The sequence below is a fragment of the Pseudoflavonifractor phocaeensis genome (genome assembly GCF_016901955.1).
GTDB lineage: Bacteria > Bacillota > Clostridia > Oscillospirales > Oscillospiraceae > Flavonifractor > Flavonifractor phocaeensis_A.
The window spans coordinates 1-15,351 of record NZ_JACJLC010000024.1; the positions used below are offsets into that span (position 1 = coordinate 1).

Here is a 15,351-nt window from a genome sequence, read left to right on the forward strand (position 1 = left end):
AGAGCAGCAAATTTTGGCTGAATGTGCTGAATGACCTCAAAAGCCGGGGTGTTTTGGACGTCTATCTGTTCTGCACTGACGGTCTTTGCGGCATGATGGATGCCATCCGGGCGGTCTATCCCAAGAGCCGTCTACAGCGGTGTATCGTCCACCAGATCCGCAGCTCCACCCGGTATGTCAGCTATAAGGACATCAAGAAGGTCATTGCCGACCTGAAGAAGATCTACACCGCCGTTACCCTGGACGAGGCGGAAGAGAACCTGCGCCGGTTCTCCGATGCCTGGCACAAGCAGTACCCCTCCTGCGTCAAGAGCTGGGAGGACAACTGGGAGGTCCTGAGTACCTTCTTTGAATACCCGCCGGAGATTCGGAAAATCATATACACGACCAACATCATCGAGGGCCTGAACCGGCAGTTCCGGCAGATCACGAAAAATAAACCCAGCTTTACCAACGACGATTCTCTGAGGAGGATGCTCTATCTGGCGTCCCAGCGGATCGTAAAGCACTGGCACGCCAGATGTCAGAATTGGGATCTGGTACTCAGCCAGCTGCAGCTTCTTTTCGCCGACCGCGGCGTGGGCTGATCCCCTTCCCTTAGAATTCCCAGGAGGGCGGGACGGCATTCACGCCGCAAGCGGCGCGCATACCGCCCACCCTCCCGGGAAGCCGGTCAGGAAGGGGAATACCGCCGTTCAGACCGGATTTACCGATGTGTCTCAGGGCAGCTGGTACTATGAGGCTGTATCCTTTATGGCGGAACAGGGCCTGATGACCGGCACCGGCGTCACCACCTTCTCTCCTGACGAGACCACCACCCGAGGCATGGTAGCCACCATTCTTTACCGTTTGGCCGGTTCCCCGGAGGAGGAGGACCTCTCCTTTGCCGATGTGGCTGCCGGACAGTGGTACAGCGCCGGGGTGAGCTGGGCTGTGGTTCACGGTGTGATGGAGGGCAACGGCCAGACCTTCGGCCCCGAAGAGGTGGTAACCCGGGAGCAGCTGGTGGTGCTGGCTTACCGCTATGCCCAGCTCCAGGGCTATGATGTGGCCGCCGCGGAAAACGCCCTTGCAGACTATCCCGACGGGGATACTGTGTCTGACTGGGCCGCCCAGGCCATGGCCTGGGCGGTGGATGCCGGAGTACTCAACGGCAAGGACGGGAATCTGCTGGATCCTCAGGGCCAGCTTACCCGGGCGGAGGCCGCTCAGATTTTCACCAATCTGATCCAGGCGCTCCAGGAAACCTGATCTAACCGAAGAGGGCAGGGGCCCGCTGGGAACAGCGGGCCCCTGCCTTGTCTTTTGGGGGCCGTTGACAGCGGTAGCGGCTGGGTGCTATCATAAAGTTTAGAACAGCTCCGGTACCCATTGCCGGAGACGCGGAAGAGAAAGGAATGACGGATATGAGATTAAACAGTCGCCTGAGACGGACTTTGGCGTCCCTGTGTGTGCTGGCTGCCCTGGTGACGGCACTGCCGGCCGCGTCGGCATCCGGTCTGCGGAGCAGCGGCTCCACCGAGATGGCCAAGCTGTCCAAAGGGGAGATTGCCCAGCTGATCCAGGGCACTCCAACCACTATGCCAGACCATGTCTTTGATGTGGAGCCCGTGGTCAACGCCCCCTATGCCACCGGCAAGGTGAGCCAGGAGGCGCTGATGACTGCGGTGAACCGGCTCAACGTACTGCGGCGGATCGCTGGCCTGCCTGCGGTGACCCTGGACCAGGCTCTGTCGGAGAATGCCCAGTACGGCGCGGTACTTACCGCCCACAACGGTGTTCTGAGCCACTATCCCGGCCAGCCTGAGGACATGAGCGACAGCTTCTATGAGCAGGCCTATGAGGCGGTCTCTTCCAGTAACCTGTATGTCGGCCGGCATCTGGGCAATTCTCCCGACGGCTTTATGGATGACAGCGACGCCAGCAACGTCAGCCGGCTGGGCCACCGGCGGTGGCAGCTCAATCCCACCTTGGGCAAGGTGGGATTCGGCTATGCTGAGAATCCAGGCAGCAGATACAACGGCTATGTGGTGGAAAAGGTGTTTGACCGGAGCGGCAGCGGCTGTGATTATGACTTCATCAGTTGGCCTGCCTCGGGGAATTTCCCCAGCGATACCCTGGGCTTTACCAAGAATACCGCCTGGAGCGTTACCCTTAATCCCCAGAATTACACGATCCCCAGAATGTCCGACCTGACGGTGACCATTACCCGCCAGAGCGACGGCAAGACCTGGACCCTAAGCGGTAGCCAGAGCTATAAGATGGCTTCCTCCGGCCTCTATCTCAACGTGGATACCGGCGGCTACGGTGTTTCCAACTGCATCATTTTCCGCCCCGACGGAGTGGAGAGCTATGAAGGGGTCTATCAGGTCACTATCGATGGGCTGAAGTCCAAGGACGGTGCTGCGGTAGATTTTACCTATCAGGTGGACTTCTTTGCCGCCAACTCCTATGAGCTCCCCTCCGGCTGGGCCCAGGCCGATGTGTCTGAGGCGGTGGCTCTGGGGCTGGTGCCCTCTGCCCTTCAGAGCAGCTTCACGCAGGCCACCACCCGGGGCGAGTTCTGCGCCCTGGCGGTCCAGTTCTATGAAACGGTCACCGGGACCACGGTGGCCGGACGACTCACATTTACCGATACCAACGATGTGAACGTACAGAAAGCCGCCTACTTGGGGGTGGTAAACGGCGTGGGGGATGGCAGCTTCCATCCCAACGATCCCCTGAACCGGGAGCAGGCCGCCGTCATGCTGGCTCGACTGGCCGAGGCACTGGATCAGCCTCTGCCCCTGACACCGACGGACTTTGTGGACAGCGCCTCCATTTCTTCCTGGGCTCTGGAGGCCGTGGGACAGGTCCAGGGGGGTAAGATCATGAACGGCGTGGGCGGAGGCCGGTTTGATCCGGCTCAGAGCTACAGCCGGGAGCAGAGCATTACCACCATGCTCAACCTCTATGAATATCTGGAGCTGTAAGCCTGGACAAAGGCGCAATAGGTCAAACTGATTGCTCATGACAACAAAAGCGGGACTGTTGCTTTCGCAACAGTCCCGCTTGCGGTTGTATGAGCATTGACGTGGATGCGGAGTATGCTTATTCGCCCTCGTAGGCCCGGCGGTAGATCTCAATGACCTGTTCCTTGGTGGCTTTGCGGGGATTAGTCAGACAGCAGACATCCTTCATGGCGTTTTCAGCCATGACCTCGAAGTCCTCCGGCTTGACCCCCAGCACCTTCAGGTTGGCGGGGATACCCACCTGCTTGCTGATGGTGCGAATGGCCTGGATGGCCTTGGCGGCGGCGTCCCCGGTGGACAGGCCGTCTACCTTCTCGCCCATGGCCTCTGCCAGATCACGGAACCGGTTCAGGTTGCCGATGAGGTTGAACTCCTCCACGTAGGGCAGCAAAATGGCGTTGCACACGCCGTGGGGCAGGTTGTAGTAGCCGCCCAGCTGGTGGGCCATGGCGTGGACATAGCCCAGGGAGGCGTTGTTGAAGGCGATGCCGGCCAGATACTGGGCATAGGCCATCTTGTCGCGGGCCCACATGTAATCGCCGTTGGCAACCGCCTTGGGCAGGTACTGGTAGATCATCTTCACGGCCATGAGGGCGGCGGAGTCGGTGAGCACGTTGGCGGCGGTGGATACATAGGCCTCAATGGCGTGGGTCATGGCATCCATACCGGTAGCGGCAGTGAGGGAGGCGGGCATACCCTTCATGAGCACGGGGTCGTTGACGGCGATCTTGGGGGTAACCCGCCAATCCACGATGGCCATCTTTACCTTCCGACTGGTATCAGTGATGATGCAGAAGCGGGTGATTTCGGAGGCGGTACCGGCGGTAGTGTTGATGGCCATCAGGGGGACCACATCCTTGGTGGCCTTGTCCACGCCCTCGTAGTCGTGGATGCGTCCGCCGTTGCTGGCCACCAGGCCGATACCCTTGGCGCAGTCATGGGAAGAACCACCGCCCAGAGAGATGATGGAATCGCACTGGTTGGCATGGAAGAAGTCTACTCCTGCCTCTACGTTCTTGTCGGTGGGGTTGGGCTCTGCTCCGTCAAAGACCACGGAGTGGATGCCAGAGGCGGACAGGATCTCCTGGATGTTGGCGGCCATGCCGGACTGGGCCAGGAACTTGTCAGTGACGATCATGGCGCGGCTTACATTCAGACTGCCCAGCAGCGCGCCAGCTTCGTTGACGGCTCCTTCACCAAAAACGTTGCGGGTGGGCAGGAAGTAGTAAGTAGACATAATATAGTTCCTCCTTCTGGCGGGCAGGTCGTCCGCTTTGTTTGAGGCAAGTATAGCATAAAAAGGAAACTTGTCAATAAGTTTAAAAAAGTTTATTTTTTAACTAATTATAGTGATTTTTGTGACAATATAGTTAAAAATATAACTGTAACTTTTTTGGTTAAACTAAATGGTATAAATTATAAAGCGTTTGAGATACATAACTTTATTTAAGCAATAAAATTGCCCGCCGGAAAAATCCGGAGGGCAAAATATTTTTTGTTAGAAGCGGCAGGGGGTGCGGTAGGAGCTGTGCCGAGCCTTACCCGCCTGTCGTCTTAAGTACACCATAGCGAATGGAGAGACTGCGTTGGACCTGGGAACAAAGAGCTTTTGGTCATAAAAACGCCAGGCCAAAAACAGCCTGGCGTTCTCTTATGAATTTTCCCGGCAAGCACGAAGAATGGACAGGGGTGGGGCCTGGACAGGGAGATCCATATAAAATTTCATCTGAGGGATACGGGGCTCCTGAAGGGGAAAGCCGTCAGTGTCCGCCATCAGGGGAGCGGTGAGAGTCACCGGTTTCAGGCCGGGGCCAATGAGCTCCAGCTCATCTCCAACGGCAAACTTGTTACGCAGGGAGCACAGGGCCCGGCGGTCGGGGCCGCAGGACTCCACCACAGCAACCACTTGCCAGTCCCGAATATACCGGGCATCGCCGGTGTACTGTCCGGGCTGGCCAAACCAGAAGCCGGTGGAGTAGGGCCGGTGGCTCACCTTGTCCACCTCCGCCCGCCACACCGGGTCCAGAGCATGGCCTTCCGCCGCCGCATCAATGGCATGGCGGTAGGCAGCGGTAACGGCAGCGGCATAATAGGCGCTTTTGGCACGGCCTTCGATCTTCAGAGAGTCTACTCCGGCTTCCATCAGCTCCGGGATGTGGTCGATCATACACATGTCCCGGGAGTTCATGATATAGGCGCCCCCCTCGTCCTCCCCAATGGGGAAGTATTCCCCAGGGCGCTTTTCCTCGACCAGGGCGTACTTGTAGCGGCAGGGCTGAGCACAGGCTCCCCGGTTGGCGTCCCGTCCGGTCATATAGTTGGACAGGAGGCATCGGCCGGAGTAGCTAACACACATGGCGCCGTGGACAAAGGCCTCGATCTCCAGTTCCCTGGGGGCTTTGGCCCTGATCTCCCGCACCTCTTCCAGGGAGAGCTCCCTGGCCAGGATCACCCGGCTGGCCCCCAGCTCGTACCAGGCCCGGGCAGCCTGGTAGTTGGAGATGCTGGCCTGGGTGGAGATGTGGGCCTTCACCTTGGGGGCGTAGCGTTTGAGCAGAGAGAGCACCCCCACGTCGGCCACGATAGCGGCGTCCACCTCCAGGTCCTGGAGGTATTCCAGCCACTCCGGCAGCCTGTCCACCTCCCGGTTGCGGGGCATGGTGTTGCAGGTGACGTGGACGGATACGTCCCGACTGTGGCAGAGCTCCACCGCCTGGCGCATCTGGTCGGGGGTGAAATTACCGGCGAAGGCTCGCATACCGAAGTCGCTGCCCGCCAGATAGACCGCGTCCGCGCCGTAGGCCAGCGACATCCGCAGCCGTTCCATGTCCCCGGCGGGGGAAAGCAGTTCAATTTTATCAGCCATTCTGGTACAGCTCCTGACTGGCCACAAAGGCCTGGTGCTGGCTGTAGGAGTTGAAGAAGTGGTGGACTCCGTCATCCCCCAGGGCGTAGAAGTAGTAAGAGGTAGACTCAGGCGACACAGCTGCCTTCAGGGCGTCCACGCCGGGGCAGCAGATGGCAGTGGGGGGCAGGCCGGTGTGGGTGGAGGTGTTGTAGGGGGTATCGGCGTTCAGATCCACCTCGGTGCCGCCAGTGGCATACAGGATAGAGGCGTCGATGTTCAGATAGCCAGCCGTCTCGCTGGTGGGGTTGAGCAGGCGGTTATAGATTACCGAGGAGATCTTTCCCTGATCGGTGCCGTCGGTCTCCTTTTCAATGAGGGAGGCGATGATCACCGCGTCGTTGACTGTCATGCCCTTGTCGGTCATGGCCTGGCGCATCTCATCGGTAAAGATCTCGTCAAAGCGGAGGATCATCTTGTTGAGCACGCTTACCGGATTTTCACCCATATAGAACTCATAGGTGTCGGGGAAGAGATAACCCTCCAGGCGGGTGGCGTCTCCCAGAGGCAGCTCGCCCTGAAGGAAGGAGAACTTGAAGTCATAGTTGGCGGCAGTCTCGGTGAGGTGCTCCACGGTGGACACACCGGCATTCTCTAGCATCTGGAAAATTTGCGCCAGGGTGGTACCCTCAGGAATGGTGACCGTGGTGGTCAGACGGCTGGAGGAGCTGGAGCCCATGCTGGAGACAAGGGCCCGATAGTCCATATCGGTGTTCAACTCATAGGTGCCCGGGGTGATCTTGGCATCTTCCTCTCCGGCGGCGCCGCTGACGTGGGTAAAGGCGCAGAACAGCTTGAAAACAAAGGGATACTCGATCAGGCCGTTCTCTTTTAGTTTGTCGGCGACCTGATCCACGGTGTCACCCTCCGCCACCTCCACCACGGCGGAGTGCTCGGCCTTGTTCAGGGCCAGCACATCGTTGGCCCACATCCAGCTCACCCCGGCCAGCAGGGCGGAGACGCCCAGCACGCACACCACATAGATGAGCACGCCCCAGGCACCCAGTCGTTTGCGCTTTTTCCGGGGGCGGGAGGCTTTTTCGGTTCGGGAGCCCTCGGATTTGCCGGAGGGTGCCAGCCGTTTGCCGGGATGACTGGCCCGGGAGGGATTCTCCATCCCGTCCTGGTTACGGTATTCCTCTTGAGACATGGAAGTTCAACTCCTAACAAAACCAGCGTACAGCCGGAACCTGTGCTCACCTCAAGGCATAGTATGGGTCAGTTCAGGCAAGTGAGGTGAGATGACAATGTGTTTTGGCAACAACGGGTTTGGCGGCAACAGCTGCCTGTGGATCATCCTGATCATCATCCTGCTGTGCTGCTGCTGCGGCGGTGGCAACAGCTGCGGCTGCGGCGGCAATAACTGCGGCTGTGGCAACAACTGCGGCTGCAACGACGGCTGCTGCTGAGCCGTACCTAGCGTTGGAAGGCGGGGCTACGCCCCGCTTTCCAATGGGACGGAATGGGACGGGCCGTACAGGCCGGTCTCGGTGACCACCAGATCCACTCCCAGGTCGTGAGGAAGACGGGGCAGGGCGTTGAAGAAAACAGCCTGTCGGCACAGGGCCACAGTCACCCCGGAGAAACCAGCCAACCAGCGGTCATAATACCCGCCGCCCCGACCCAAGCGGCCTCCCGCCCGGTCAAATGCCAGGCCAGGCACCAGGGCAAGATCGATCTGTGCGGGCTCCAGCCGGGGACAGTCCTCCCCCGGCTCCAGCATCCCATAGGGATGACGGATCAGAGACTCTGTCCTTTGGACGAGCCGGGCCTCCATTTGGTTCCCTGGCAGGCACCGGGGCAGACAGAGCGCCTTCCCGGCCTTCCACAGGGAAGAAAAGAGCGTTTTGGTGTCCGGCTCTACCCCCATGCCGTAGTAGAGCAGCAGGGTGGAGGCCTGCCCTACCTGGGGCAGGGCCAGAAAACGGCGGAAAAGAGCTCGGTCGCTGTCCTGCCGGTCCTGAGAGGACAGACCCTCCAGGGTAGCCAGGGCGGCGGCGCGCAGGGCGGTCTTCTCAGCCGTGATAGTGGACGGCATGCTTGACCTGATGGGCAGCTTCCGTACCCTTCAGCACCTCTACCAGGGTCAGGCCGAAGGCAAACGCGGAACCGGCGGCCTCGCCGGTGACGATATGGCCGTCCACCACCACGGGGGTCCCCTTCTGTACTACGGCGGAGCCCATCATATCCTCCATGCCGGGATAGCACACCGCGCGACGGCGGTCCAGAATCCCCAAATTGGCCAAAATGGTGGGGGCGGCGCAGATGGCCGCCAGCCAGCAGCCGTGATCACTGCACCGCTGGATCAGGGTCAGGGCTGGGGTGGAGCTGTGGATGGCCTCCACGCCGCCCAGCCCGCCAGGGAGCACCAGCATTTTCAGATCCTCAGGAGAGAGCTGATCCAGAGTGGTATCGGCGGTAACGGTAATACCGTGTCCGCCAGTGACCTGGAGGCTGTTCAGACCCACCAGGCACACCTTGAGCCCGGCCCGCCGCAGCAGGTCGGCGGGTACCAGAGCCTCACTTTCCTCAAAACCTTCACCCAGTAAAATGGCAACCATGTAAATTACACCTCATTTTATCATTTGGGCCCTTCCGGCCCAGGACACACAGAACTTCCGCCGGAGAAAGGGGTCACTTTCCACGGATGCGGGCTCCGGCGGCGTACCACAGCACCAAGGGCAGCTTGGCCATACGACCGATGCGCTTGGGCTCTTTCATGAGCCGGTGGAGCCACTCCAGGCCCAGCTTTTGAAAAGCCTTGGGGGCCCGCTCCACTACCCCGGCAAACACGTCCAGGGAGCCGCCCAGGCCCACCATCAGATGGGCTCCGGTAGCGGGACCGTTTTTCACCATCCAGAATTCTTGCTTGGGGGCGCCCAGACAGACAAACACCACGTCGGCGGCGGCGGCGCGGATCTCCTCTACTACCGGGCCGTCCTCCTTGAAGTAGCCATCATGGGTGCCGCAGACGATGAGCCCAGGGTAGGCGCTTTTCAGCCGGGCGGCGGCCAACTCGGCCACACCGGGCTTGGCACCCAGGAGAAAGAGCCGCTTGCCGTGGCTTGCCATCCAGGCCATCAGGGCCTGGGCAAACTCGATGCCGGGGACCCGGCCCTTCAGCGGCCGGCCCAGGATCTTGGCAGAGTGAATCACGCCGACTCCGTCGGGGAGCACCAGATGAGCCTGCTGCAGGACCTGGCGAAACTGGGGGTCCTTCCGGGCGGCCAGGATAAACTCGGGATTGGGGGTGACAGCGTAGTGAAATCCGTCGGCGTCCGCCAGCGCGGCCCCGGTAGCGGCGGCCTCCGTCAGAGTCAGATTGTCAAAGCCCACGCCCAATACATCAGTCCTCAAATGCAATGACCTCCATTGGATCATGTCCATAAATTCACACCATTCTACCATAGGTATGAAAAAAAGTCTATGCGAAAAGAGCGGGAAAGCGGGGTAGAATCTATAAAGATTCTGTGAAGATAGCCGGAAAAGGGAGACATAAAACGGGGCTGCCGGATGGCGGCAGCCCCGCTGGACTCAGGATAATTCGGGCAGAATACCCACCCATTGCAGCAGTGTGCAGGTGAGTGCGGCGGCTTCCTCCCGGGTGGTGACAGCGTCGGGATCGATATCCTGGGGGAGATCCCACAGAAGGTTGATGGAGTTGCCCAGCAGGCCGGTCTGTCCCTCCGCCAGCAGCCAGGCCTCCTCTGCCGCCCAGTCGGACCAGCCGACAAAGGAATCACCCGCCGTGTCCGGCCGGTTCTGCCATGCCAGGTCCATCACCATGCTCAGACGTTGAGCCAGCCGGCCCATGATGGTGACAAACTGCTCGTGGCTCACCGGAGCGTCGGGATCAAACCGGCCGCCTCCCACTCCGTTGACCAGCCCCATAGAGGCCAGGGCGTTGACGGCGGGACCATACCAGGCATTCATATCCACGTCGGTGAATTGGCTCTCGCCCGAGGGCATCTTGCAGTTGAGGGCTTGGGCCAGCAGGGCGCACAGCTGAGCCCGGGTAAGGGGAGTCTCAGGCTGGAAGGTGCCATCCCCAGTACCCTGGAGAATGCCGTAGGTGGCCAGCAGGTCGATGGAGGCGCGGTACGGAGAGTCGGCGCTGTCAGTGAAGCCCCGGCGGGTATAGTCGGTGAGGCCGTGGGCTTCCGCCAGGGCGGCGGCAGAGGTTTGGGTCCAGCCGTCGGCGCCGCCAGTGCCTTGCCATACCTTCACCTGGTCGGGCAGCGCCTCCAGCAGGGCCACAAAGGCCTCTTGATATTCCGGGCTCAGGGCCTGGTCCAGGTCGATATACCACCGCCACTCCAGGTCGACGCGGAGGTATCCGGTGGTATCTCCGGCGGGCGCGGGGGTGGAGAGAAGCAGGGCGGCCTCGTCGGCCAGGTCGTCGTCCAACAGCAGGTGAGGGATCACGCCCACGGTGTCATTGGTGGCGCCGCCGGGGCTGTAAAAACGGTAGGAGGTGATCTTGATGGCGTCTCCATCGGGAAAATAGTCGGGCAGGGTGGTCTGGTCCAGAACGCTCTGGGCTACCCCCTTGCCGTAGGTGCGCTCCCCCAGCAGAATGCCGGTCCCGGTGTCCCGGATGCTGGAGGCGAAGAGCTCGGCGGCGCTGGCGGAGTTTTCATTGGTGAGTACCAGGGCGGGGTACATGGTCCTGGACTCCACAGCGGTCCGGTAGGCGGAATATTTGCCCTGGTTATCCAACAGGTAGGACAGGGCGTCCTCCCCGGCAAAGCAGCCCACCGTGCCCATGGAAGCGTAGTAATCCCCGCCGGGGTTGTCCCGCAGGTCCACGATCCAGCTGGTGGCCAGGCCGCTGAACGCTGTCATGTCGTCCACAAAGTGGGTGAGGGTGTCCACCCCATAGGTGTCGCAGTCCAGGTATCCGATGTGCCCATCCACCAGCTGGCTGTATACCGTGGGTACCAGGAAGGCGGTACGGGTGAGCTTGGCGGTGTGTTTCTTTCCCTCTCGCAGGTAGGTCAGAGTGATAGAGGAGCCCTCCTCCCCCCGGAGGAGCTGGCCCGCTTCATCCAGGGTGAGCCCGGACAGGGGCTTGCCATCGGCGTGGGTCACGATGTCTCCCACCTGGAGCCCGCCCTTGTCGGCTGCGGAGCCTTCAAAGACCCGCTCGGTAAGCAGTCCCCCCTCTGTCAGGGAGAAGGTGCCCCCCACTCCCACCAGCACGGTGTCCTCCATGGAGGAGGTGAAGAGCTTATACTCCTCCGGGGTGAAGTACTGGGTGTAGGGATCCCCCAGGGCCTCCAGCATCTGCTGGATGGTCTCCTGGTCCAATACGGTTTGGGGGATGTCGTCAATATAGTACTGCTGCAACAGATCTCTGCATTGATCGGGCGTGAGGGCCTGAGCGGCGGTGGAAAATAGCAAAGTAAAAGCCAGCCCGAGGGCGGGCAGGCGGAAAAATCGTTTCATAGAGAGCCTCCTGGCATTATGTTACCTAATAGCGTCTCTATTGTAAAGCAAATTTGGGGGTTGGCGCAAGGCCCACCCCCAAATTGTAGCAATTTGTCACTATTCTGAAAGCTGCCGGAAGAGTACCGGCCCCTGCCGCCGCACCAGGGCGAAGGCCCCGCTGGCGGCCAGCGCCAGCACGGCGGCATAGAGCCCCAGGATCCCCGGGGAGCCCAGGGTGTCCAAGAGAAAGAGCCAGGCCAGGAAGAAGGGAATGAGCAACACCATGGGCAGGAAGGTGGCCAGCACGGCGGCCATGGACTGCTTGACCACCACCGCGTCGTTGACGGCGTCCAGCTTGGGGAAGCGCAGGTTGAGCCACAGCCCCAGAGGGGCGCACAGCAGGGCGAAGAGCAGGCCGTCTGCCAGCAGCAACACCCCACTCCGCGGGAGAGAGCGCGAAGGACAGGGAGAGCAGCAGCCAACCCACCAGCAGGCAGGGCAGGGTGACCAGCAGCTGGAAGGCCATCTTTATGCCCAGGATCGTGGAAGCGGGGACGGGGGCGCACTGGAGGAGCCAAATCTGTTTGCCCTCCAGGCTGATGGAGGAGGCGGTGATGGAAATAGTGGACAGGCAGAAGCCCATGCACACCAGGATCAGGGGGGCCAGCTCCAGTCCGCCGGCCATGACCTGAAACCGGGCAATGGCGGCCCGGTTGAGTAGGGCGGCTACGCCCGCCCCAGGGATCAGCAGCAGGCCGATGCCGGTGTTGAACACATAGACGGGGGTGCCGATCCACCGGCGGGCCTCCTTGCGCAGCAGAGCCCCCCGCTGTCCGGCGGCGGTCAGCTTGCCCAGCTTGTAGTCCGAGCGGGAGCGGTGGGTGGACATACGGGTGATAATGGCCTTGTACTGCCAGGCAAAGAGCCACGTCACCATCAGAAAGGGGATCAGGCACAGAGCCCACAGCCCCAGCAGCTGGAGCGGGTCCCCGTCGCTTACCCCGTTGGCTAGCATGAGGAAGGGCCGGCCCCAGCCCTGGAAGAAGGCCAGAATGGCGGGGACGGCGTTTCCCACGTTGTTGATGGAACTACCCAGCCAGAAGGAGCCTACCAGAATCAGAGCCAGCAGGAGCAGCTGGAGCAGAGAGGTGGCCAGGGTTTTCCGGGGGAACCGGCTGGACAGCCAGGCCAGCGCAAATCCGATAATCAGAGTAAGCAGAGTAGGCAGCAGGTTGAGAAAGAGGGCGCTTACCAGCAGCAGAGGGAGCACCGCCCAGCCTCCCGGTCCGCCGTACCACAGATAGATCACTCCGGCGGGCAGGAGCACAAAGACGGTGGACACCAGGTTCTCCAGGTAGAGGGCCAGGGTGCGGGAGAGCATGAGGGCGAAGGGGGAAATGGGCAGGGAGAGCATCAGGTCATTGTCCTTAGCGCCGAAGATCACCCCCTGGGCGGCGAAGAGAGAGAAGAAAAAGCCCAGGACGACTGCCACCAGGGACATGAATACCAGCAGCAGGGGGAGCGCCCCCACCGGGGCAAGCTGTCTGGCCAGCAGGGAGCTGTACACCCCAGAGATATACACGGACAGCCCGGCCACTAAGGCCAGAGCGCCCAGGCCGGAGTAGGACCGCTTTTTGCGGCCCACCCGCATGGTGGACAGCAGGGACCTGAAGTTAAGCCACAGCAGAGCCCGGAAATTAGCCATGGCCATCCCCCTCCAGCTCCAGGAACAGGTCCTCCAGGGTGGAGTCCCCCACCAGCTCGGCGGTGCTGCCCATGCGGATGAGCCTGCCCTGCTTGATGATGGCGATGCGGTGGCACAGCTTTTCGGCCACCTCCAGCACGTGGGTGGAGAAGAACACCGAGCCCCCCTCTTGGCACAGCTCCGCCCAGAACTGCTTGAGCAGATGGGCCGCCGTGGGGTCCAGGCCCACAAAGGGCTCGTCCAGCAGCAGCAGCCGGGGCCGGCGGATAAGGGCGGAGATCAGGGCCAGCTTCTGCTTCATGCCGTGGGAATAGCTGCCGATGGGGCTGCCCAGGTTGCCGGTGAGCTGGAAGGCCCCGGCGTATTTCTCGATCAGGTTCCGCCGGGCGTCCCCGGGGATCTGGTAGATGTCCCCGATGAAATTAAGAAACTGGATGCCGGTGAGGAAGTCGTACAGGTCGGGGTTGTCCGGCAGGAAGGCGGTGGCCTTCTTGGCGGCCAGGGTGTCGGTGCGGATGTCGTGGCCGTCAATGATGATGGTGCCCTGGTCAAAATCCATCACCCCGGCCACCGCCCGAAGGGTGGTGGTCTTACCCGCCCCGTTGTGGCCGATGAAGCCGAAGATCTCGCCGGGGGCAATGTGGAGGCTCAGATCATCCACCGCCTTGACACCCTTGGAATAGGTTTTGGAAAAGTGCTCAATCCGCAGCATGATCAGCCCCCCAGGATCCGGACGGCGGTACCGTAGGCGGTGACCTCCGCCGCACCCTGCATCACCGCGGAGGTGGTGTACCGCAGGCCGATGACCCCGTCGGCTCCCATGGCCGCCGCCTCGTCCACCATCCGCTTGGTGGCAATTTCACGGGCCTCGGCCAGCATCTCGGTATAACCCACGATCTCGCCCCCCACCAGGGTTTTCATCCCCGCCATGAAATCCCTGCCGAAATGCTTGGATTGTACCACACTGCCTGTGACCACCCCAAGGGCCTGGATCTTTTTGTCGGGTACGTAATCAAGATTGAGCAGCAGCATATGAGTTCCTCCTTCATAAAATTGGTTGGACGTATGCCGACAGGTGCCAGTGACGCTGTCTCCCGGGGATTACCTCTGTGGTACAGGGTATACCTTGCGGCGGCGGGAAAGTCAAGAGGGAACCTGAAAAATGGCGCATATTTCTTTCAGGCTGGGACATACTGGAGAAAAAGGAGGGATTCTTGTGGACATGACCAATGAGGAATACAGCCGCTATGTCTCGGGCATGGCAAAACCTTCCCCCATGGGAAAGGATCTGGTGTGGGCCTTTGTGGTGGGCGGACTGATTTGTACCTTGGGACAAGCCATGGGCGAGTTATACCAAGGTCTGGGGCTGGACAAGGATACCGCCGGCTCAGCCGTTTCGGTGACCTTGATTTTTCTGGCCGCCCTGCTCACCGGCCTGGGGTGGTTCGACTCCATCGCCAAGCATGCGGGGGCCGGTACTCTGGTGCCCATTACCGGCTTCGCCAACGCGGTGGCCTCTCCTGCGGTGGAGTTCCGAAGCGAAGGACTGGTGCTGGGCGTGGGGGCCCGGATGTTCACCATCGCCGGGCCGGTGCTGGTGTACGGCGTGGGCGCCAGCGTGGTCTACGGACTGGTGCTGGTGGTGCTTCAGCGGCTGTGAATGGGCCTGTCCGGGGAGGGGAGACTACTCCCCGGACAGGCAAGAAAATTATGAAAAATACATAAAAACTGCTTGACAAACTGACGAGTATTTAGTATACTTAAGCCAGAAAAGAAAGAGGTGAACCCCATGGGCTAGCAAGGCTCATCCTATCAAGTGCCTAGGCGCTGCGGAAGTGTTGAATATATAAAGTTTCAGCAAAGCACATGTTCCCAACAAACTCAGTGAAGCGAGAAGACCCAGGAAACCTCTGATGCGAAGTTCGCTGAAGACGGAAATCAAGGGCAAGCATGTTGCAGGAGACAAGTGATTCCTGAAATCTGATTGTACAATCTCTTCCGGAGCGTGGCAAATCTGTAGAAAGTCGAGGTTAATCTATGATCGAACCCCAGGTCGAAAAGTAGCCCCCCGGTCACGTTGGATGGCCGGGGGGTTGTGCTGTCCTGATCAGAAGTTACTCCGCTGCTGTCCGATGTGGACAGGGCGGTTCTTTTTTTTCAGAGGGGCTTGCCCAAGCTTTGTTTGGCTGGGGCGGGTCCCTCTTTTTGCGTTTTTTAAAAAATATTTTCACTGGGTGTACGCAAACGTGCAACTTTTGGGGCATGGCAGCCTATAGGTGAAGGCTGTCTGTGGCTCCGGG

15 protein-coding genes are annotated in these 15,351 nt (G+C 60.5%); 5 read left to right on the plus strand and 10 right to left on the minus strand.

Annotated features, from left to right (window positions below; all coding sequences use genetic code 11):
- The 3 genes from H6B51_RS07425 to H6B51_RS07435 all read left to right on the plus strand — a co-directional run.
- The coding region (locus H6B51_RS07425) for an IS256 family transposase (RefSeq protein ID WP_204883080.1) at positions 1-587 on the plus strand (587 nt) is incomplete at its 5' end.
- Positions 588-714: 127 nt separating this feature from the next.
- A complete protein-coding gene (locus H6B51_RS07430; protein ID WP_204883081.1) occupies positions 715-1,251 on the plus strand; it encodes an S-layer homology domain-containing protein in 537 nt (178 codons plus the stop codon).
- 155 nt (positions 1,252-1,406) lie between these two features.
- Complete coding sequence (locus tag H6B51_RS07435) at positions 1,407-2,972, plus strand: S-layer homology domain-containing protein (RefSeq protein WP_204883082.1); 1,566 nt, start codon at positions 1,407-1,409, stop codon at positions 2,970-2,972.
- 118 nt (positions 2,973-3,090) lie between these two features.
- Here H6B51_RS07435 and H6B51_RS07440 read toward each other — a convergent pair whose 3' ends face one another.
- The 3 genes from H6B51_RS07440 to mltG all read right to left on the minus strand — a co-directional run bounded on the left by H6B51_RS07440 (position 3,091) and on the right by mltG (position 7,066).
- Entirely contained in the window at positions 3,091-4,248 is a 1,158-nt protein-coding gene (locus tag H6B51_RS07440) for an iron-containing alcohol dehydrogenase (protein WP_204883083.1), read from the minus strand.
- Positions 4,249-4,662: 414 nt separating this feature from the next.
- On the minus strand, positions 4,663-5,877 hold the full coding sequence (locus H6B51_RS07445) for a peptidase U32 family protein (RefSeq protein ID WP_204883084.1): 1,215 nt from the start codon (positions 5,875-5,877) through the stop codon (positions 4,663-4,665).
- Entirely contained in the window at positions 5,870-7,066 is a 1,197-nt protein-coding gene (gene mltG / locus H6B51_RS07450; RefSeq protein ID WP_204883085.1) for an endolytic transglycosylase MltG, read from the minus strand. Before mltG ends, H6B51_RS07445 begins: the two co-directional genes overlap by 8 nt.
- 97 nt (positions 7,067-7,163) lie before the next feature.
- Between mltG and H6B51_RS07455 the strand changes: the two genes are divergently transcribed.
- Positions 7,164-7,325 carry a hypothetical protein gene (locus tag H6B51_RS07455; RefSeq protein ID WP_204883086.1) on the plus strand — a complete coding sequence of 54 codons (162 nt, stop codon included), beginning with the start codon at positions 7,164-7,166 and terminating at the stop codon, positions 7,323-7,325.
- A gap of 26 nt (positions 7,326-7,351) precedes the next feature.
- Here the strand turns inward: H6B51_RS07455 and H6B51_RS07460 are convergent, their stop codons facing one another.
- The 7 genes from H6B51_RS07460 to H6B51_RS07490 form a co-directional block, all read right to left on the minus strand.
- Complete coding sequence (locus H6B51_RS07460) at positions 7,352-7,954, minus strand: 5-formyltetrahydrofolate cyclo-ligase (RefSeq protein WP_204883087.1); 603 nt, start codon at positions 7,952-7,954, stop codon at positions 7,352-7,354.
- A complete protein-coding gene (locus H6B51_RS07465) occupies positions 7,932-8,477 on the minus strand; it encodes a DJ-1 family glyoxalase III (protein WP_204883088.1) in 546 nt (181 codons plus the stop codon). Before H6B51_RS07465 ends, H6B51_RS07460 begins: the two co-directional genes overlap by 23 nt.
- A 73-nt stretch (positions 8,478-8,550) precedes the next feature.
- A complete protein-coding gene (locus H6B51_RS07470; RefSeq protein ID WP_204883089.1) occupies positions 8,551-9,273 on the minus strand; it encodes a WecB/TagA/CpsF family glycosyltransferase in 723 nt (240 codons plus the stop codon).
- A 177-nt stretch (positions 9,274-9,450) separates the two neighbouring features.
- Entirely contained in the window at positions 9,451-11,364 is a 1,914-nt protein-coding gene (locus H6B51_RS07475) for a S41 family peptidase (RefSeq protein WP_204883090.1), read from the minus strand.
- Positions 11,365-11,401: 37 nt separating this feature from the next.
- The gene (locus H6B51_RS07480; protein ID WP_204883091.1) at positions 11,402-13,051 is read right to left on the minus strand and encodes an ABC transporter permease; all 1,650 of its coding nucleotides are present in this window, start codon (positions 13,049-13,051) and stop codon (positions 11,402-11,404) included.
- On the minus strand, positions 13,044-13,763 hold the full coding sequence (locus tag H6B51_RS07485) for an ABC transporter ATP-binding protein (RefSeq protein ID WP_204883092.1): 720 nt from the start codon (positions 13,761-13,763) through the stop codon (positions 13,044-13,046). Before H6B51_RS07485 ends, H6B51_RS07480 begins: the two co-directional genes overlap by 8 nt.
- A 2-nt stretch (positions 13,764-13,765) precedes the next feature.
- Positions 13,766-14,083, minus strand: a complete 318-nt coding sequence (locus tag H6B51_RS07490; protein ID WP_204883093.1) for a YbjQ family protein — start codon at positions 14,081-14,083, stop codon at positions 13,766-13,768.
- Between the two features lie 184 nt (positions 14,084-14,267).
- On the opposite strand from H6B51_RS07490, the gene spoVAC reads away from it, so the two are divergent.
- The gene (gene spoVAC / locus H6B51_RS07495; RefSeq protein ID WP_204883094.1) at positions 14,268-14,711 is read left to right on the plus strand and encodes a stage V sporulation protein AC; all 444 of its coding nucleotides are present in this window, start codon (positions 14,268-14,270) and stop codon (positions 14,709-14,711) included.
- Positions 14,712-15,351 lie beyond the last annotated feature (640 nt).